The 17,857-nt window shown below is 66.9% G+C and carries 17 protein-coding genes; 7 read left to right on the forward strand and 10 right to left on the reverse strand.

Annotated features, from left to right (window positions below):
* The first annotated feature begins 27 nt into the window (after positions 1 to 27).
* From gspL to AM586_RS16255, 7 genes are read left to right on the forward strand one after another with little or no spacing between them, the layout of a single operon-like run.
* Positions 28 to 1,236 (forward strand): type II secretion system protein GspL, encoded by a 1,209-nt coding sequence (gspL, locus tag AM586_RS16225; RefSeq protein WP_052234203.1) that lies wholly within the window; start codon positions 28 to 30, stop codon positions 1,234 to 1,236.
* The gene (gene gspM / locus AM586_RS16230) at positions 1,233 to 1,751 is read left to right on the forward strand and encodes a type II secretion system protein GspM (protein ID WP_052234202.1); all 519 of its coding nucleotides are present in this window, start codon (positions 1,233 to 1,235) and stop codon (positions 1,749 to 1,751) included. Before gspL ends, gspM begins: the two co-directional genes overlap by 4 nt.
* Positions 1,748 to 2,521: a type II secretion system protein N gene (gene gspN / locus AM586_RS16235; RefSeq protein WP_052234201.1), complete on the forward strand. Its 774-nt coding sequence runs from the start codon at positions 1,748 to 1,750 to the stop codon at positions 2,519 to 2,521. Before gspM ends, gspN begins: the two co-directional genes overlap by 4 nt.
* The gene (gene gspD / locus AM586_RS16240) at positions 2,521 to 4,857 is read left to right on the forward strand and encodes a type II secretion system secretin GspD (RefSeq protein ID WP_052234200.1); all 2,337 of its coding nucleotides are present in this window, start codon (positions 2,521 to 2,523) and stop codon (positions 4,855 to 4,857) included. The genes gspN and gspD overlap by 1 nt, the downstream gene beginning before the upstream one ends.
* Before the next feature lie 6 nt (positions 4,858 to 4,863).
* Positions 4,864 to 6,291, forward strand: coding sequence for a type II secretion system ATPase GspE (gene gspE, locus AM586_RS16245; RefSeq protein WP_052234199.1), 1,428 nt, complete (start codon positions 4,864 to 4,866; stop codon positions 6,289 to 6,291).
* Positions 6,291 to 7,511 carry a type II secretion system inner membrane protein GspF gene (gspF, locus tag AM586_RS16250; RefSeq protein WP_052234198.1) on the forward strand — a complete coding sequence of 407 codons (1,221 nt, stop codon included), beginning with the start codon at positions 6,291 to 6,293 and terminating at the stop codon, positions 7,509 to 7,511. Before gspE ends, gspF begins: the two co-directional genes overlap by 1 nt.
* A gap of 17 nt (positions 7,512 to 7,528) precedes the next feature.
* A complete protein-coding gene (locus tag AM586_RS16255) occupies positions 7,529 to 8,311 on the forward strand; it encodes a type II secretion system protein N (RefSeq protein ID WP_084777139.1) in 783 nt (260 codons plus the stop codon).
* Between the two features lie 65 nt (positions 8,312 to 8,376).
* Here the strand turns inward: AM586_RS16255 and AM586_RS16260 are convergent, their stop codons facing one another.
* From AM586_RS16260 to AM586_RS16305, 10 genes are all read right to left on the reverse strand, one after another.
* Positions 8,377 to 9,108, reverse strand: a complete 732-nt coding sequence (locus AM586_RS16260) for a helix-turn-helix domain-containing protein (protein WP_052234196.1) — start codon at positions 9,106 to 9,108, stop codon at positions 8,377 to 8,379.
* Positions 9,109 to 9,178: 70 nt separating this feature from the next.
* Positions 9,179 to 9,376 (reverse strand): hypothetical protein, encoded by a 198-nt coding sequence (locus AM586_RS16265; protein ID WP_052234195.1) that lies wholly within the window; start codon positions 9,374 to 9,376, stop codon positions 9,179 to 9,181.
* A 31-nt stretch (positions 9,377 to 9,407) separates the two neighbouring features.
* A complete protein-coding gene (hslU, locus tag AM586_RS16270; protein WP_197416493.1) occupies positions 9,408 to 10,742 on the reverse strand; it encodes an ATP-dependent protease ATPase subunit HslU in 1,335 nt (444 codons plus the stop codon).
* 15 nt (positions 10,743 to 10,757) lie between these two features.
* Positions 10,758 to 11,294, reverse strand: a complete 537-nt coding sequence (gene hslV / locus AM586_RS16275) for an ATP-dependent protease subunit HslV (protein ID WP_052234194.1) — start codon at positions 11,292 to 11,294, stop codon at positions 10,758 to 10,760.
* Positions 11,295 to 11,384: 90 nt separating this feature from the next.
* Positions 11,385 to 12,740: an STAS domain-containing protein gene (locus tag AM586_RS16280; protein WP_052234193.1), complete on the reverse strand. Its 1,356-nt coding sequence runs from the start codon at positions 12,738 to 12,740 to the stop codon at positions 11,385 to 11,387.
* Between the two features lie 191 nt (positions 12,741 to 12,931).
* Positions 12,932 to 13,384 carry an RNA polymerase-binding protein DksA gene (gene dksA, locus AM586_RS16285; RefSeq protein WP_052234192.1) on the reverse strand — a complete coding sequence of 151 codons (453 nt, stop codon included), beginning with the start codon at positions 13,382 to 13,384 and terminating at the stop codon, positions 12,932 to 12,934.
* A 203-nt stretch (positions 13,385 to 13,587) separates the two neighbouring features.
* Positions 13,588 to 14,643, reverse strand: coding sequence for a GTP-binding protein (locus AM586_RS16290; protein WP_052234191.1), 1,056 nt, complete (start codon positions 14,641 to 14,643; stop codon positions 13,588 to 13,590).
* A 133-nt stretch (positions 14,644 to 14,776) separates the two neighbouring features.
* Complete coding sequence (gene xerC, locus AM586_RS16295; protein WP_052234190.1) at positions 14,777 to 15,715, reverse strand: tyrosine recombinase XerC; 939 nt, start codon at positions 15,713 to 15,715, stop codon at positions 14,777 to 14,779.
* Positions 15,716 to 15,731: 16 nt separating this feature from the next.
* Complete coding sequence (locus tag AM586_RS16300) at positions 15,732 to 16,406, reverse strand: DUF484 family protein (RefSeq protein WP_052234189.1); 675 nt, start codon at positions 16,404 to 16,406, stop codon at positions 15,732 to 15,734.
* 72 nt (positions 16,407 to 16,478) lie between these two features.
* Positions 16,479 to 17,750, reverse strand: coding sequence for a porin (locus tag AM586_RS16305; protein ID WP_052234383.1), 1,272 nt, complete (start codon positions 17,748 to 17,750; stop codon positions 16,479 to 16,481).
* Positions 17,751 to 17,857: the final 107 nt, after the last annotated feature.

The following is a 17,857-nucleotide window of genomic DNA, read 5'->3' on the forward strand; positions in this document are numbered from 1 at the left end:
TCTACAAGACTAAGAAAGAGAGACGGTTTGACTACACTCTATATCCGGCATCCCGCCCGCGCGGAAGGCGAGCACGCGCTGAGCCGCTTCGCTCTCGTGAACGATGGCGGCGTCATCGAACAGCAGGGCGAAGGCCCGCTGCGCAACCTGGGCGACCTGGTGGGCGGCAACCGGGTCGTGCTGCTGCTGGCCGGCGCCGACGTCAACCTGCTGCAGGTACAGGCCCCGCCCCTGACCGGCGCGCGCCTGAAGGCCGCGCTGCCCGGCCTGGTCGAAGAACACATCCTCGGCGACCCCGCCGACCACGTCCTGGTGGCCGCGCCCCAGCAGCCGGACGAGACCCGGCCGGTCGCCGTGGTCGACCGTGACTGGCTGGAATCCATCGTGCGCAGCCTGCTGGCGCAGGGCGCGCGCTCGGTGGCGGCGGTGCCGGCCCAGCTCTGCCTGCCGCTGCAGCCGGGCAGCGTCTCGGCCGCCATCCAGGGCGCCGAGCTGACCCTGCGCCAGGGCCTGTTCCAGGGTTTCGGCCTGGCGCTCGACGCCGCCCCGGCGGTGGTGCTGCAGACCGCGCGCGCCTTCAGCGGCGACGCCCCGCTGGCGCTGTACGTGCCGCCCGGCCAGTTGGGCGAATACCAGGCCCTCGCGCTCGACGCCGGCCCCGGCATCAGTTTCGAGACCGACGACTGGGCGCACTGGATCGCCGGCTCGAAGAGCACCTCGCTCGACCTGGTGAGCGGCCTGGGCGCCGCCGGCAGCCAGCCGCGCGACTGGCGCCGCTGGCGCTGGCCGCTGCGCCTGATCCTGCTGGCGGTGGCGGTCAACCTGATCGGCCTGAACGTCGAGTGGCTGCGCCTGAAGCGCGAAGCCGACACCGTGCGCCAGTCGATGACCCAGACCTTCCGCTCCGTGTACCCGAACCAGACCGCGATCCTCGACCCGGTCGCCCAGATGCGCCAGAACGTCGCGCGCGCCCGCGCCAGCACCGGCGAGGTGGCGCCCGACGAATTCACCTATATCGCCTCGGCCTTCGGTGAAGCGACGCGCTCGCTCGGACGTCAACCCGGCATTGCGTCAATTGAATACCGGGAACACGCACTGTCGGTCAAAGTCAAACCCGAAACAGTCGACCCCGGTTTGACGGGGCAGCTGCGTACCGCCCTGGCTGCGCGCAACATGAGCCTCGACGAGGCCGCGCCGGGCAACTGGGTGATCCGCAGCACAGGAGCCAAGCAATGAGTCTAGCCACCACCATCGCCCAGTACCGCGAGCGCGCCAACGCGCTCTGGCTCGCGCGCACCGAACAGGAACGCCGCTTCCTGAGCATCGGCGGCGCCGTCGTGGTGCTGGCGCTGCTCTACCTGGTCCTGGTCGATCCGGCCGTCGAAGGCCGCGCCCAGCTGCGTCGCACCCTGCCGCAACTGCGCCAGCAGGCCGCCGAGCTGCAGGCCATGGCCCAGGAAGCGAGCAGCCTGGCGCATGCGCCGGCCACCCAGGTCACGCCGCTGACCCGCGAAACCGTCAACACCAGCCTCAGCGGCCGCGGCCTGACGCCGCAATCGCTGTCGATGACGGGCGAATACATCAAGCTGCAGTTGAATAATGTGTCGTTCGCCAACCTGGCGACCTGGCTCGACGAGCAGCGCCGCGCCAACCGCGTACTGGTGCAGGACGCGGTCGTCACCGCCTTGCCGGCGGCCGGCCAGGTCGATGCCAGCCTGACGCTGCGCCAGAATACCGGCGCCGCCCAATGAGGCGGGCCCTGCTATGGGTCGGGCTGACCGCGCTGGCGGTCGCCGTCACGATCCTGGTCTTCCTGCCGGCTGCCTGGCTGGGGCCGATCGTCGAACGCCAGACCGGCGGGCGTTTGACTCTGGGGGATGCGCAGGGTACGCTTTGGCACGGTTCAGCCTTCTTGGGCGGCGCGCCGGGCGAAGGCGGTTCGGTCACGCCGCTGCTGCCGGGCCGGTTCAGCTGGCGGCTGTCGCCGCTGGTGCTGTTCGGCCAGGTGAGCATGGACCTGGCCAACGAGCGGGCGCTGGCGCTGCCGGTGCGGATCACCGGCAGCTGGTCGCAATGGCAGGTCAGCGCCGGCGAACTGCTGCTGCCGGCCGAGGGCCTGGCTGGGCTGGGAGCGCCGCTGAACACGCTGGCGCCGTCGGGGGTGATCAAGCTGTCCTGGAACCTGCTGGACATCGCGCGCCAGGGCCAGGCGGTGGCCGTGCAGGGCCGGACGGTGCTGTCCCTGACCGACATGGGATCGCGTATGAGTCCGGTCAAGCCGCTCGGCAGCTATGAGCTGGCGATGGATTGGCGCGGTCAGCAGGCCGACCTGAGCCTGCGGACCGTGCGCGGCGCGCTGTTGCTTTCCGGGAGTGGTACTCTGCAAAATGGCCGTCTGCGCTTTTCGGGTCAGGCGCAAGCGGCCGATGGATATGAAGACACGCTGGGCAACCTGCTGAACCTGCTGGGCCAGCGCCGAATGGTGAACGGCAAGAACATAATCGCATTAGAGTTCAGATAATGAAAAATACTCCGCAAACCCCGGCTCTGCGCCGTCTCGCCGCCAACGTCATGCTGTGCTGCGCCGTGCTCGGCACGGTGCCGCCGGTACCTGCCTTTGCCCAGGAAGGCAATGGCGCCGCCCTCAACTTCGTCAACGCGGACATCGAATCGGTGATCAAGGCGGTCGGCCACTACACCGGCATGACCTTCATCATCGACCCGCGCGTGAAGGGCACCCTGACCCTGGTGTCGGAGCGCACCCTGAGCAAGGCCCAGGCCTTCGCCCTCCTGACCTCGGCGCTGCGCCTGCAGGGCTATGCGGTGGTCACCGGCGACGGCTATGCGAAAGTGGTGCCGGAAGCCGAAGCCAAGCTGCAGTCTTCGCCGACCCAGGTCGGCGTCAAGGGTTCACGCGCGCACGGGGACCAGATCGCGACCCAGGTCTACCGCCTGCAGCATGAGTCGGCGGCCAACCTGACCGCCGTGCTGCGCCCGCTGATCTCGCCGAACAATTCGATCATGGCCGACCCGGGCAACAACAGCCTGGTGATCACCGACTATGCCGACAACCTGCGCCGCCTGTCGAAGATCATCGCCGCGCTGGACTCGCCCTCGACCGGCGACCTCGACGTGGTCCCGATCCGCAACGGCATCGCCAGCGACGTCGCGGCCCTGGTCACGCGCCTGATGGAGCCGAGCCCGGGCGGCGACGCCGGCCGCGTCACGGTGCTGGCCGATCCGCGCACCAACTCGGTGGTCGTGCGTGCGCCCTCGGCGGCGCGCGCGAACATGGCCAAGAGCCTGATCGCCAAGCTCGACCAGCCGACCTCGGAGATGGGCAACATCCACGTGGTCTACCTGAAGAACGCCGACGCCAGCAAGGTGGCCCAGACCCTGCGCGCGGTGGTCTCGCAGGACGCCTCGGCGGTGCCGGTGCAGCAGCAGGGCACCTCGGGCGGCTCGATCCAGTCCACCAACAACACCGGCGCCGGCGGCGGCGCCGGCCAGCAGGGCCAGCAGAGCAGCGTCGGCATGGGCGGCACCGGCAACACCTACGCCCAGCAGAGCCAGGCCACGGCGGCCGGCGGCGGCGGCGGCCAGGGTTCCGGCTTCATCCAGGCCGATGCCTCGACCAACAGCCTGATCATCACCGCGCCGGACGCGATCTACCGCAACCTGCGCTCCGTCATCGACCAGCTCGACGTGCGCCGCGCCCAGGTGTATATCGAAGCCCTGGTGGTCGAGGTCACTTCGAACGACGCCGCCGAATTCGGCGTGCAGTGGGTCGGCCTGAGCGGCGACGATTCCAGCAAGTACCGCGTGGGCGGCCTGCAGTCGTTCAGCGTCGGCGGCAACAGCAACAACATCGTCAACCTGGCCACGGCCGCGGTAAGCGGCCTTGGCGGAACGAATGCGGGCACTACCAGCTCGACCTCGATCCCGAACCCGACCGGCCTGTCGATCGGCGTGTTCCGCCAGATCAATGGCCAGCTCGGCCTGGGCGCGATCGCCCACCTGCTCGACAGCACAGGCAAGGCGAACATCCTGTCGACGCCGAACATGATCACGCTGGACAACGAGCTGGCGACGATCAAGGTCGGCCAGAACATCCCGATCATCACCGGCTCCTTCACCACCGGCGCGAGCGGGGCAAGCAACCCCTTCCAGACCGTCGACCGCAAGGACGTCGGCCTGCTGCTTAAAGTGCGTCCGCAGATTTCCGAAGGCGGTACCATCAAGCTGTCGATCTACCACGAGAACTCGGGGATCGACACCTCGGTCACGAATTCCGGAGGCATCATCACCACCGTCCGCGCCATCGAAAGCAATGTGCTGGCCGACGACGGCCAGATCATCGTGCTGGGCGGCCTGATTTCGGACGATGAAACCGAGAACCAGGAAAAAGTGCGCGGCCTGGGCGATCTTCCCATCGTGGGCAACCTGTTCAAGTACAAGACCCGCAGCCGCGCGAAGCGCAACCTGATGGTCTTCCTGCGTCCGATCGTGGTCCGCAGCAAGGAGCAGAATGACAGCATCTCGATGGACCGCTACCAGTACATGCATGCGGCGGGAGCGGGCGCGCAGCCGGCCGACAACAACATCCTGATCCGCGACCTCGGCGCACCGCTGCTGCCCTCATTAACCAATGGCCAGCCGCCCGCGGGCGGCTCGATGGCCACGATGCCGCCGCCAGCGCCAGTCGCGCCGCGTCCGGGCGCCGCCACCGGCACGGGCACGAACCAGCCGGCGCCGCCGGGCCAGCGCACACAGCCGCGCTATGAGTCCGAATTCCGACCGGTGCAGCCGCAGCCGGCGCCGTCGGATTACCGGCCGGCATCGCCGACACAGAATTGATCGATCATGAATAATCTGTTGCCCTACGCATTCGCACGCGACTACGGCGTGCTGGCGCGTTCCAATGGCGACCCGTCGCAGGCCGTCGAAGTCCTGGTCTCGAACGCGACCAAGCCGGCCGCGATCGCGGAAGTCTCGCGCCGCTTCGGGCGCATCGCCCTGCACCGCATGGACCGTGCGGAGCTGGAAGCGGCGATCGCCGCCGCCTATGCGAATGCCGGCGGCGACGCCTCCCAGGTCGCCGACGAATTCGACGCCGATCTCGACCTCACCAAGCTGCTGCAGGACGTGCCGGCCATCGAAGACCTGCTGGAATCGTCCGACGACGCCCCGGTGATCCGCATGATCAACGCGCTGCTCACGCAGTCGCTGCGCGAAGGCGCCTCGGATATCCATATCGAGCCCTTCGAGCAGACCTCGGTGGTGCGCTTCCGCATCGACGGCGCGCTGCGCGACATCGTGCGTCCGCGCAAGGCGATCCACGCCTCGCTGATCTCGCGTATCAAGATCATGAGCCAGCTGGACATCGCCGAGAAACGCCTGCCGCAGGACGGCCGCATCACCCTGCGCGTGGGCGGCAAGCCGGTCGACGTGCGTGTCTCGACCCTGCCGACCGGCCACGGCGAGCGCGCAGTGCTGCGTCTGCTCGACAAGGAAGCGGGCCGCCTCGACCTCGGCCACCTCGGCATGAGCGAAGGCCTGCTGCCGCAGTTCGACCGGATGATCAACCAGCCGCACGGCATCGTGCTGGTGACGGGCCCGACCGGTTCCGGTAAAACCACCACGCTGTACGCCTCGCTGTCGCGCCTGAACGCCAGCACCACCAACATCATGACGGTGGAAGACCCGATCGAATACGACCTGCCCGGCATTGGCCAGACCCAGGTCAACGCCCGCATCGACATGACCTTCGGCAAGGCCCTGCGCGCCATCCTGCGCCAGGACCCGGACGTGATCATGATCGGCGAGATCCGCGACCTCGAAACCGCGCAGATCGCGGTGCAGGCCTCGCTCACCGGTCACCTGGTGCTGGCGACCCTGCACACCAATGACGCGGCCTCGGCCGTGACCCGTCTGCTGGACATGGGCATCGAGCCATTCCTGCTGTCGTCCTCGCTGCTGGGCGTGATGGCGCAGCGCCTGGTGCGCAAGCTGTGCCCGTACTGCAAGAAGCAGGACAGCAATGGCCAGTGGGTGGCAGTCGGTTGCGAGCGTTGCGGCCATACCGGTTACCAGGGACGGGTCGGCGTCTACGAACTGCTGGAAACGAACGAGCAGATCCGTGCGCAGATCCACAATCAGGTGTCGGAAGCCCTTATCCGCGATACGGCCTTGAAGTCCGGCATGAAGACCATGCGCGAGGATGGCGAACGCTGGGTGCGCGAAGGCGTGACCACCGAAGCCGAGCTGGTGCGCGTGACGAAGGCTGACTGATGCCGGCATTCCGCTACGAAGCCGTCGATACCGGCGGCGTCACCCGCAAGGGCGTGCTGAACGCCGACAGCCCGCGCGCCGCCCGCGCCGACCTGCGCCTGCAGGGCCTGACGCCGCTCGCGGTCGAGGCCATCGCGGCCCAGGTCGACGAGAGCGGGGTGGCGCGCTCGCGCGGCTTCGGCGAACGCCTGTCCCAGGTCGAGCTGGCCCTGTTCACGCGCCAGCTGGCCAGCCTGCTGGAGGCCGGCCTGCCGCTCGAACAGGCGTTTACGGCCTTGCTGGAGCAGGCCGAGCGCCCCTACATGCGCGACCTGGTCGCTTCGATCCGCTCCGAAGTGATGGGCGGCGCCTCCTTCTCCAGCGCGCTGTCGCGCCATCCGCGCGACTTCGCCGAAATCTACCGCGCCCTGGTCTCGTCCGGCGAGCAGATCGGCCAGCTGGCGCGCGTGCTGGCGCGCCTGGCCGACTACATCGAGCGCCGCAACGCGCTGGTGCAGCGGGTGCGCCTGGCGTTCACTTATCCGGCGATCGTCACCGTGGTCGCGTTCGCGATCGTGATCTTCCTGCTGACCTACGTGGTGCCGCAGATCGTCTCGGTGTTCGCCAACACCAAGCAGAAGCTGCCGGTGCTGACCATCATGATGCTCGGCGTGTCGAACTTTACGCGCGCTTATGGCATCTATGTTGGTTTGGCCATCGTCGCGGCCTGGTTCATGTGGCGCCGGGCGCTGCAGAATCATGCATTGAAACTGCGCTGGCATGCCTGGCTGCTCGACGCCCCGGTGTACGGCCGTTTCGAACGCAGCCTGAACACGGCGCGCTTCGCCAGCACGCTGGCGATCACCACCGGTTCCGGCGTGCCGATCCTGCGTGCCCTCGAGACCAGCCGCGACACGCTGTCGAACGTGGCCATGAAGGGCCTGGTCGAGGATGCGACCGCCGCCGTGCGCGAGGGCGCGAGCCTGGCGCGCGCACTGTCGGCGCAAAAGTATTTTCCGCCGATGCTGGTGCACATGATCCGCGCCGGCGAAATCACCGGCGAACTGCCGGCCATGCTGGAACGCGCCGCCGATTCCCAGCAGGCCGACCTGGAGCGTCGCGCGCTGACCATCGCCGGCCTGCTGGAGCCGGTGCTGATCCTGGCCATGGGCCTGGTCGTGCTGCTGATCGTGCTGGCGGTGCTGATGCCGATCATTGAAATTAACCAATTGGTGCGCTGACAGGGACCCTGACACTGATGAACAAGCGTTTACCCCTTCTTTTGAGTTTGCTTGGCGTGATCCTGCTGGCGGCCTCGCTTGCCTACTGGATCCTGCAGCTCTACCAGCCGCCGCAGCGCCCGCTCGCCGCGGTGCCGCGCACCAGCATGCCGGAGCCCGGCATCGACGCCGCCGCTACCCTGTTCGGCGGGCAGGTGGCCACGGCCAGCGCGACCAATTACCAGTTGACCGGCATCGTGGCGGCCGGACGCGACAGCGCGGCCATCATCGTGGCCGAGGGCTCGCCGCCGAAGGCGCTGAAAGTGGGCAAGGAAGTGGCGCCCGGGATCACCCTGGCCGAGGTGCATCCACGCTACGTGATGCTGTCCGATGGCGGCGTCATGAAACGGCTCGACCTGGCGACCGACAGCAAGGCGGCGGCGCCGATGGGCGGTCCGCCGGGCGCCCAGGGCGGTGCGCCCGCCAATGCCGCCATGCCGGCTACCCTGGCGCCGGGGGCGCCCGTGCCGGAGCCGCCGATGTCGCCGGGCGCGGTCCAGCAGCAGGCGGTGCCGCCGGCCGGCCAGGTCGCGCAGGGCTCGACCTTCCCGGATCCGGGCAACCCGGGCCAGGTCAGCGGGCCGCCGGAAGAGCCGCCGCCGGCCACGCCGAACATCGCCGTGCCGAACAACGCGAACAACCCCAACGGCGCGAACAATCCGAACAGCGCGAACAACCCCGCCCCGGCGCCAGTGCAGATGGCGCCGCCAACCCGTTCGACTAGCAGTCCGGTAGGCGGCCGGGCTCCAAGCACTCAATAAGAGAGCGTCTGACAAAACCTCCGTAGCTGCGTGCAGCGCCTCGCCGTACGCTCCTCTCAGCCCGCTTAGCGCCGCAGCGCCGTAAAAGCAGAAAACTCCCACGAGCGGAATCCGACCAGCAAGGTAAAACCGTCGCGTTCGCGCGGCGCCAGGCGGCGGTCGTTGCGGTGCAGCCGCGCCAGCTCCCCGGCCAGCTGGTAGATTTTTTCCGTCAGTTCGGCGGCGCTGGCCAGCGACAGTCTCGCCGGCAGGCACATCAGCGCCTCTCCCGGACCGTCGAAGCGGCCGTCGAAATAATCCCCCACCACATGCTCGCGGAAGTAGCGCTGCACCGGACCGTCCGGCAGCCAGCGGAAGGCGTTCGAGACGCGCAGGCTGTAGCGGTTCAGGGGTTTCAGTTCGATCAGGCCGAGCCGGTCCAGTTCGGCCAGCAGGCCGATGCATTCCGGTTCGCTCAGCCGGTAGGTTTCGATGATCTGCTCCAGGCTCCAGTGCCCGAGGCAGCAGATCGCCACCAGCAGCAGGCGCGGGTTGGCGACCAGCGAGGTTTCCTGCGGCAGGGTGAGGGTGTCGGCCTGGGGGCGCGCGTCGGCCGCGCGGCGCAACACGTCTTCCATGTTGACGCCGGCGGCCTGGCAGATCTGGGCCAGGCGCGACAGGGTCATGTCCTTCTGGCCGAACATGCGCTTGATGCTCGATTCGCTCATCGCGATGCGATCGGCCAGCATCTTGTAGGTAATGCCTGCGGCGCGCAGTTCGGCGCGCAGGACGTCCAGAACCATGTCGGGGGAGCTCATGGGTTCTGACTTTACAGAAGAACAAGCCAGTCTTCAACGAAAAACAACGCCGGCGGGGGCCGGCGTTGTTTCATTCGTCGTCCGCTTCCAGCTTGACCTTCTTGAGGGCACGCTTGGCGGCTTGCCGTTCGCTGGCCACCGGTTTCGCATGTGGACCCGCTGCGCGCTGCTTGGCGAAGCCGGCAAAGGGATTGCGCGGCTTGAGCGGCGGCATCGGTTCGACGCGCAGCATCATCTTCTGCCGGGTTGCAAGGGCCTTGTTTGCCATCTTTGCCTCCTTTCTGATTACAGTACCTCAGTTAAAGCACATAACGCGACAGGTCTTCGTTAATCGCCAGTTTGTCGAGCCGCTCGTTGACGTAGGCGGTGTCGATGACCAGCTTCTCGCCCGACTTGTCGGTGGCCGAGTACGAGATCTCCTCGAGCAGCTTTTCCATCACCGTGTACAGGCGGCGCGCGCCGATGTTCTCGGTGCGTTCGTTGACGGAATAGGCAATCTCGGCCAGGCGGTGGATGCCGTCCGGCGCGAACTCCAAGGTCACGCCCTCGGTCGCCAGCAGGGCCTCGTACTGCTTGGTCAGGCTGGCGTCGGTCGAGGTCAGGATGCTCTTGAAATCCTCGACCGACAGCGCTTCCAGCTCGACGCGGATCGGGAAGCGGCCCTGCAGCTCCGGAATCAGGTCCGAAGGCTTCGACAGGTGGAACGCGCCCGAGGCGATGAACAGGATGTGGTCGGTCTTGATCATGCCGTATTTCGTGTTCACGGTGGTGCCCTCGACCAGCGGCAGCAGGTCGCGCTGCACGCCGGCGCGCGAGACCTCGGCCCCGCCGTGTTCCGAACGTGAGGCGATCTTGTCGACCTCGTCCAGGAACACGATGCCGTTCTGCTCGACGTTCTGGATTGCCTTCTGCTTCATCTCGTCTTCGTTGACGAGCTTGGCGGCTTCCTCGTCGATCAGGATCTTCATCGCATCCTTGACCTTCATCTTGCGCGGCTTCTTGCGGGCTGCGCCGACGCCGGCGAACATCGACTTGATCTGTTCCGTCATCTCTTCCATGCCCGGCGGCGCCATGATGTCGACCTGGGGCGCGGCGTCGGCCACTTCGATCTCGACTTCCTTGTCGTCGAGGGCGCCTTCGCGCAGGCGCTTGCGGAAGGTCTGGCGGGTGGTGTCGCCGTCCTTGGCTTCGGTGCTGCTGACGTTGAAGCCGAAGTCGCGCGCCGGCGGCACCAGGATGTCGATGACGCGGTCTTCGGCGGCGTCTTCGGCGCGCTGGCGGTTCTTCTGCATCTCGCTGGCGCGGGTCTGCTTGACGCCGATGTCGATCAGGTCGCGGATGATGGTGTCGACGTCGCGGCCGACATAGCCGACCTCGGTGAACTTGGTCGCCTCGATCTTGATGAAGGGCGCATCCGCCAGCTTCGCCAGGCGGCGCGCGATCTCGGTCTTGCCGACGCCGGTCGGGCCGATCATGAGGATGTTCTTCGGCGTGATCTCATGGCGCAGGGGTTCAACCACCTGCTGGCGGCGCCAGCGGTTGCGCAGGGCGATCGCCACCGCACGCTTGGCCCTGCTCTGGCCGACCACGTGCTTGTCGAGTTCCGAAACGATTTCGGAGGGGGTCATATTCATTTGATTGTTCATTGCTCAGTCCAGCGTCTCGACGATGTGGGACATATTCGTATAGATGCACAGCTCGCCCGCGATGGTGAGCGCCTTCTTGACCACCTCGGCGGGGGCCATATCGGTGTTTTCCTGCAGCGCCTTGGCGGCCGACTGCGCGTACACGCCGCCCGAGCCGATCGCGCCGATGCCATCCTCGGGTTCGAGCACGTCGCCGTTGCCGGTGATGATCAGGGTCTTCTCGCGGTCGGCGACCAGCAGCATCGCTTCCAGGCGGCGCAGGATGCGGTCGGTGCGCCAGTCCTTGGCCAGTTCGACCGAGGCGCGCAGCAGGTTGCCCTGGTGCTTTTCCAGTTTGGCTTCGAAGCGATCGAGCAGGGTGAAGGCGTCGGCGGTGCCGCCGGCGAAACCGCACAGGACCTTGCCCTGGTACAGCTTGCGCACCTTGCGCGCCGAGCCCTTCATGACGACATTGCCGAGGGTGACCTGGCCATCGCCGCCGAGTGCGACCTGTTCGCCGCGTCGCACGCTCACAATGGTCGTGCCGTGAAATTGTTCCATAGTTGCCTCGTGGTTGATTGCTCACCAAACGTGGGGCTATTTCACTTAATTACAAGACGAAACTGTCGCGTTCGCTGGCCGGACCGAGATTCAATACTTGTGCGCGTACAGACGCGCGTACTCGCCCGCGCCCAGCAGGCGCAGCAGGGCGGCGACGAGATGGTTCAGGTCGCGTAGTTCGATGCTGCGCTTTGCATCGGCACTGCCGGCGCCGGCCAGCTGGCGCAGGCGGGCGACGAGGGCGGTGGCCGCCGCGTAATCGATGCGCGCCAGGCGCGAGCAGTCCAGCACCAGGGAGGCGTGCGGGCCGGCATGGGCGTCGATCGCGTCCAGCAGCGCCACGCTGTTGCCTTCGATGAGGCCCGGGAGCAGGAAGCGGTCGCCGCTGCTTGCAGGACTGTCCGCCGTGGCGCCGACGCTGACCGCGGCGCGCGCCGGCGCTTCGAAGGAGGGCGGCGAGACTTCGAAGGTGACGCAATAATCCATCGCGGTCTCTTCGAAATCCTTTTCGCGGTTCATCAGGAGCAGCAGCTCGAGCAGCAGCAGCCAGGGTGCTTCGCCGGCCCCGCGCTCGCCGATCGCCAGCATCGGGCGCAGCACGGCGATCAAATGGTCGGCGCCGGCCACGACCAGCTCGCGGCCGCCCTGGCGCAGGGTTTGCAGGGCCGCGAGCAGGACTGCGCAGCCTTCCGGCGTGGCCGAGGCGACCGTGCTGAATTCCAGGCGCACCAGCGGCAGCGTCGAGTCCAGCACGCGCGCCAGCTGGGCGCCGGCGGCGCCGTCGAGGCGGCCCGACAGGCTTGCGGTCGGGGTCGCACCGGCGAAGGCCTGGGCGGACGATTGCGCCCCCAGCGGCGCCAGGAGGGGCGAATACGCCGGCGGCGAGGTCTCGAAATGGCTGGCATAGTCGATCGCGATGCTCTCGAAGGCCGGCTCGCGCCCCGTTGCCTGGTACAGGTCGAACAGCATCCACCAGGGCTGGCGCTCGCCGCGGCAGGCGCTGTCCAGGCAGGCCCGCAGCGCCTGTTCCGCCGCCTCGACCTGGTTGTTGGCATACAGGATCGCCGCTTCCTCGACCGCCGGCGCGCTCGACGGCGCTACCGCCGCGTCCGGCATGTTTTCTTCCACCAGCAGGTCGGCCGTGTCCAGGTCGAGCAGGGGAGCGCTGGGCGCGCCCGAGGCGACCGCCGGCGCGCGCCGGTTGCCGGCCCAGGCCTGGTCGTCGAAGATGTCGGCGGCCATCTGCAGCTCGATCTCGTCGATCTTGGCCGCGGTTGCGCGCGCGATCTCGCGCTGGCGCTCGCGTTCGGCTTCGGTGTCGAGCGGCATGCGGGTTGTCGGCGCGAACATGCTGGCGGGATCGGGCGCAGTGGGCGCGCGCGGGCGTGCGCCGGCCCGCGCGTCGGGCGCCTCGGTCTTTTTCTTCAGGAAGGAAAAGAGTCCCACGTCGGTCCTTGTCTACCGTTTTCACCGGTCGAGACAGTAGCACGGCGGCCCGCCGCGCATGGCGCGCACGCCTGAGCTGCGTCAATCGACAGGCAAGCCGACGCTAGTGTATCCCAAGGGAAATAACTATGTAGCTCAAATAAAAAAAGCATGCGAGTGACGCATGCTTTTTTTAGCGGAGCCTGTCACGGTCAGTCGCCGTACAGCTTCTGCTTCAGTTCGCGACGCTGCTGGGCTTCCAGCGACAGCGTTGCCGTCGGACGGGCGATCAGGCGCGGAATGCCGATCGGCTCGCCGGTTTCTTCGCACCAGCCGTATTCGCCGGCTTCGATGGCGGCCAGCGACTGCTGCACTTTCTTGAGCAGCTTGCGTTCGCGGTCGCGGGTGCGTAGTTCGAGCGCGTGTTCTTCCTCGATCGTGGCACGGTCGGCCGGGTCCGGTACCAGGACCGTCTCGCGCAGGTGTTCTGTAGTCTCGCCGGCATTCTTGAGCAGCTCCTTCTCGAGCTCCTGCAGCCGGTTCTTGAAGAACGCGAGCTGAGCCGGGTTCATGTAGTCGTCGTCGCTCATCGCCCGAATTTCTTCTTCCGTCAGGAGGCGGTCTTCGGGCTGCGCCACGGTATTCGGTTTCGTTGTTTTAGTCATGACTTCACTTACCTTTGATACGACAGAGTTTCCATTTTATCAGCTTACTCAGCGGTTACTCTTGTTGCGGTGTGCGCTGGTTCGCTGCCGTGACGGCAGGGTTGGCGCCCTGCCTGTCCCGCTGTATTGCGGGACTGTTCAGTCGTTCAACTACCGGCTTGCACGGTCAAGCTGCCTGACCTGCAATACAGAACCGGAGTAGTTTATACCAAACATTGTTCCAATCCCCGGATAAAGACATCTTTCGGTAAATTTTTACCAATAAACACCATCTTGCTGCCGCGTGGTTCTTGATCGCCCCACTTTGCACCCAGGTCGCTGCCCATGATTTGATGCACGCCTTGGAATACCACCTTGCGATCCGCCCCCGCCATCGACAGCACGCCTTTGTAGCGCAGCATATTCGGGCCAAAGACTTGCACCATGCTGCCGAGGAACTGGTCGAGGCGTTCCGGATCGAAAGCGCGCTCGCTCTTGAACACGAAGGCGGCAATATCGTCGCTGTGGTGGCCATGATGGTGGTCGTGGCTGTGATCTTCGCTGTGATTGCAGGCTTCGGTGTGCACGTGCTCGTGATCGTGCTCGTGATCATGCGCCTCGTCGGCGGTCAGGAAGGCCGGGTCCAGCTCCAGCTTGTCGTTCAGGTTGAAGCCGCGCAGGTCGAGCACCTCCTGGATCGGCGCGCGACCGAAGTCGGAGACCGCGATCGGCGCACGCGGGTTGATGCGGCGGATGCGCGCCTTGAGCTCCTCGAGCGCGGCGGCGTCGACCAGGTCGGTCTTGGACAGCAGGATCTTGTCTGCGAAGCCGACCTGGCGCTGCGCTTCTTCCTGGCGGTCCAGCTGGTCCATGGCGTGACGGGCGTCGACCACGGTCACCACGGCGTCGAGCAGGTAGTGAGCACCAACTTCCTCGTCGACGAAGAAGGTCTGTGCCACCGGCCCGGGATTCGCCAGGCCGGTGGTTTCGATGACGACGCGGTCGAACTGCAGTTCGCCGGCGTCGCGCTTGCGCGCCAGGTTGCCGAGGGCAACGATCAGGTCCCCACGTACGGTGCAGCAGATGCAGCCGTTGTTCATCTCGACGATTTGCTCGCTGGAATCCTGCACCAGGATTTCGTTGTCGATGTTTTCCTGGCCAAATTCGTTTTCGATCACGGCGATGCGCATGCCGTGGTTTTCCTGCAGGATGCGGTTGAGCAGCGTGGTTTTGCCGGCGCCGAGGAAGCCGGTCAGGATGGTGCTGGGGATCAATTCCATATTTCGCTATCCGATCAAAGTGGGCCCTACGGCCGCAGAGAATCGGGGGATTATGCCGGAATTTACGAAATGTCACCACCAACCGAAGTCGCGTGCGCTGGCCTTCGTTTGATCTTTTACCTGGTTTGATCTCTTACTTGGCCTTGGCGCGCGGATGCGCCTTGTCGTAGACGGCGGCCAGGTGCTGGAAGTCGAGCGACGTGTAGATCTGGGTCGAGGTGATGCTGGCGTGGCCCAGCAGTTCCTGCACCGCGCGCAGGTCGCCCGAGGACTGCAGCAGGTGCGAGGCGAAGGAGTGGCGCAGCACGTGCGGGTGCACGTGGACCGGCAGGCCGGCCTTCAGGGCGTGGTTCTTCAGGCGGTGCTGGACCACGCGCGGGCTGACGCGGGCGCCGCGCGCCGACAGGAACAGGGCGTTGCTGCCGTCGCTGCTCGGCGGGCGCACCGCCAGCCAGGCCGCGATCGCCTCAACCGCCGGGGCGCCGACCGGCACCCGGCGCATTTTATTTCCCTTGCCGGTGACCACGACTTCCTGGGCTTCCAGCTCCAGCCAGCCCATCGATGCCGGCGCGCCATCCCCGGCCGCCACGAAACCGACGTCCAGCCCCGCCAGCTCGGACACCCGCAGGCCGCTCGAATACAGCAGCTCGAACATCGCGCGGTCGCACAGTTCGGCCGGTTCGGGATGGCCGTGCCGGTTCGCTTCCATCAGGCGCACGGCGTCGTCGACCGGTAATGCCTTCGGCAGGCGCCGGGCGCGGCGCGGCGCCCGCACCCCATCGGCCGGATTCGCGGGAAGCGGCGTCTGGCGCGCCAGCCAGTTGAAGAAGCCGCGCCAGCCGGACAGCTTGCGCGCGATCGAGGTCGGGCTCTGGCCGTCGGCGTGCAGCTTGGCGGCGAAGCGGCGGATGTCGAAGTGGGTCAGCCTGGCCCAGTCCGTATGGCCGGCCAGGCGGGAAAGTTCGCCCAGGTCGCGCGCATAGGCGGCGACGGTATGGCCGGACAGCTTGCGCTGGGTGCGCAGCTCGGCCAGGTAGCGGCCGGTCCAGTCGTCCGCGGCCGGGGTGTCCATGGCTGGCGTCGCTGCCTCAGGCGCGCAGCGGGCTGAGCGCGGCGCTGGCCGTCTCGCCGATGTGGACCAGGAAATCGGTCCCCATGCTGGCGCTGAAGCGCTCCGCATCGGGCGAGCCGAGCACCAGCAGGCCGAAGGCCGAGCCGGCGGCGCGCAGCGGCACCAGCACGGTCGAGCGTACCGAGGCGCTGTCCTCGAGCCAGCGGACGGCGTCGAAATCGCGGTTCGGGCCGCAGTAGGGCGCGCGCAGGCCGTTGGCGAACAGGCGGACGTCGTCGGAGACGCCGCTGGCATACCACTCGGACGCGTGCTCCGGCGCCAGGCTCCACAGGCGAAGGGTTGCCTGCGGGACCACGAAGTGCTTGATCAGGCCGTCGACCACGGCGCGCGGCATTGCGGCCGGCGCCTCGTCGGGCGCGCCGGCTTCCAGCAGCTGGCGGGTCCAGCCGTGGAAACGGTTGGCGATCGCCGCGTTTTCCTCGGCATGGCGGACCAGCTCGGCCATGCGCAGCTCGAGTGCCTTGTACTTGTCGCGCATCACTTCCATCTGCCGTTCCTGCAGCGAGACGGCACGGCCGGTCAGTGGGCTCGACAGCTTTACCTCGCCCAGCAGGCCGGCGTGTTCTTCAAAAAACTGCGGATGATCGACCAGGTATTGGGCGATGGCAGCGGAATCCAGTGTTGCGGTCATTGCATGGTCTTGCAAAAGAGGTAGACCGCCAATTTTACCCGACTGTAAGCGCCATCAGCAGATAAACATGCATCAAAAGCGGTAGCGCATGCCGAGCTGGAAGGCGCGGCCGTTGTCGCCGGGCGCAGGGGTGAAACCGCCGGGCGCACCCGCCGTCGCCGGGCTGTACTGGGCCTCGTTGTCGTTCTTGATGTAGGAGACGACGGCGTAGATGTCGGTGCGCTTCGACAGGTAGTAGTTGTAGCCCAGCGCATACAGGGTCGCATCGCTGTCCGAGACCGTGCGGTCGTTCTGGCGCGCGACCGAGGCCAGGATGCGGTTGGGGCCGATGCGGTACTGCAACCCGGCCTGGTAGCTGGCGGCGTCCTGCTGGCTGTTGAAGGAAATGTTGTTGACGAATATCGCGCGCAGGGCGGCGGCAGTGGCCGGGCCCAGCGGTGCGAGCTGGGGCGCGATCTGGGCATCCCAGCCGGCGATATAGGTGGGCAGCAGCGCCGAATGCTTGTTGCGCTGGTCGTGCCAGCCGGCGAAGAACTTCCAGTCTTCCCAGGTGTACGAGCCGCCGACGGTGGTGGTGCGCAGGCTCGGCGCGCCGGACGGATCGTAGGCGTGGTTGTGGCCGATGCCGACATCCCAGCCGCGCGCCTTGTAGGTGATGGCCGCGCCCCAGAATTTGTTGTACAGGCCGAGATAGCCGGAGCCCTTGCCGGCGATCATGACCGAACCGCCGAGGCCGGAAGGCAGGGCGATCCGGTACTGCAGGGCGCGCTGGGAACGGATGTCGGCGCCCAGCGCCTGGAAGCCGGCGGTGCCGCCGGTCACGCTGCCCCAGGTGCCGCCGGTGCCGACCTCGAAGGTATCGGCCGCCGCGAACACTTCGTAGCCCGGTGTGTACATGCGTCCGACCAGGACTGCGCCCAGCGGCGTGACCAGGCCGACCATCGCGGTGCGGTCGAACAGCGCGTTCTCGGGATTGACGGCCGGGCCGCCGCGCGGCTGCAGGGCGCTGCGCACGATGGCCAGCAGGTTGGGCGGCAGGGCTTGCATGCCGCGCGTCAGGTAAAAGCCCTGGTTCTCGTTGATCAGGGTCGGCTGCTGCTTGCCGGTGTCGAGCTCGATCCGCGCCTCCAGGTTGAACACGGCCTTCAAGCCCCGTCCGAGGTCTTCGCTGCCCTTGACGCCGAGACGGGAGCCGTCGGCGCCCCCGCTGATGAGCTTGGGCGAAGAGCCGTGCTGCCACATGAGGCCGGCGTCGGCGATACCGTAGAGCTGGACGCTGGACTGGGCCAGCACGAGGGTCGGAACGCAGGCGCCGGCGAGCGCGCCCAGCACAATCTTTTTCATCGTATCTCCCATGGCAAATCGAATCACATCGCGACACAATCGGATGCCTGTCAATTCGCGCTGGCCGATACGGCTCAGCCGCGTGAGCGTTGCGCGAATCGCACAGG

It is taken from the genome of Massilia sp. WG5 (genome assembly GCF_001412595.2).
Lineage (GTDB): Bacteria > Pseudomonadota > Gammaproteobacteria > Burkholderiales > Burkholderiaceae_D > Telluria.

Coding starts and splice junctions, on each gene's coding strand:
- gspE (WP_052234199.1), top strand. CDS start 4,864: ATGAATAATCTGTTGCCCTACGCATTCGCACGCGACTACGGCGTGCTG.
- gspN (WP_052234201.1), top strand. CDS start 1,748: ATGAGGCGGGCCCTGCTATGGGTCGGGCTGACCGCGCTGGCGGTCGCC.
- AM586_RS16300 (WP_052234189.1), bottom strand. CDS start 16,406: ATGACCGCAACACTGGATTCCGCTGCCATCGCCCAATACCTGGTCGAT.
- hslV (WP_052234194.1), bottom strand. CDS start 11,294: ATGGAACAATTTCACGGCACGACCATTGTGAGCGTGCGACGCGGCGAA.
- dksA (WP_052234192.1), bottom strand. CDS start 13,384: ATGACTAAAACAACGAAACCGAATACCGTGGCGCAGCCCGAAGACCGC.
- gspD (WP_052234200.1), top strand. CDS start 2,521: ATGAAAAATACTCCGCAAACCCCGGCTCTGCGCCGTCTCGCCGCCAAC.
- AM586_RS16255 (WP_084777139.1), top strand. CDS start 7,529: ATGAACAAGCGTTTACCCCTTCTTTTGAGTTTGCTTGGCGTGATCCTG.
- xerC (WP_052234190.1), bottom strand. CDS start 15,715: ATGGACACCCCGGCCGCGGACGACTGGACCGGCCGCTACCTGGCCGAG.
- AM586_RS16260 (WP_052234196.1), bottom strand. CDS start 9,108: ATGAGCTCCCCCGACATGGTTCTGGACGTCCTGCGCGCCGAACTGCGC.
- AM586_RS16265 (WP_052234195.1), bottom strand. CDS start 9,376: ATGGCAAACAAGGCCCTTGCAACCCGGCAGAAGATGATGCTGCGCGTC.
- gspF (WP_052234198.1), top strand. CDS start 6,291: ATGCCGGCATTCCGCTACGAAGCCGTCGATACCGGCGGCGTCACCCGC.
- gspM (WP_052234202.1), top strand. CDS start 1,233: ATGAGTCTAGCCACCACCATCGCCCAGTACCGCGAGCGCGCCAACGCG.
- hslU (WP_197416493.1), bottom strand. CDS start 10,742: ATGAATATGACCCCCTCCGAAATCGTTTCGGAACTCGACAAGCACGTG.
- AM586_RS16290 (WP_052234191.1), bottom strand. CDS start 14,643: ATGGAATTGATCCCCAGCACCATCCTGACCGGCTTCCTCGGCGCCGGC.
- AM586_RS16305 (WP_052234383.1), bottom strand. CDS start 17,750: ATGAAAAAGATTGTGCTGGGCGCGCTCGCCGGCGCCTGCGTTCCGACC.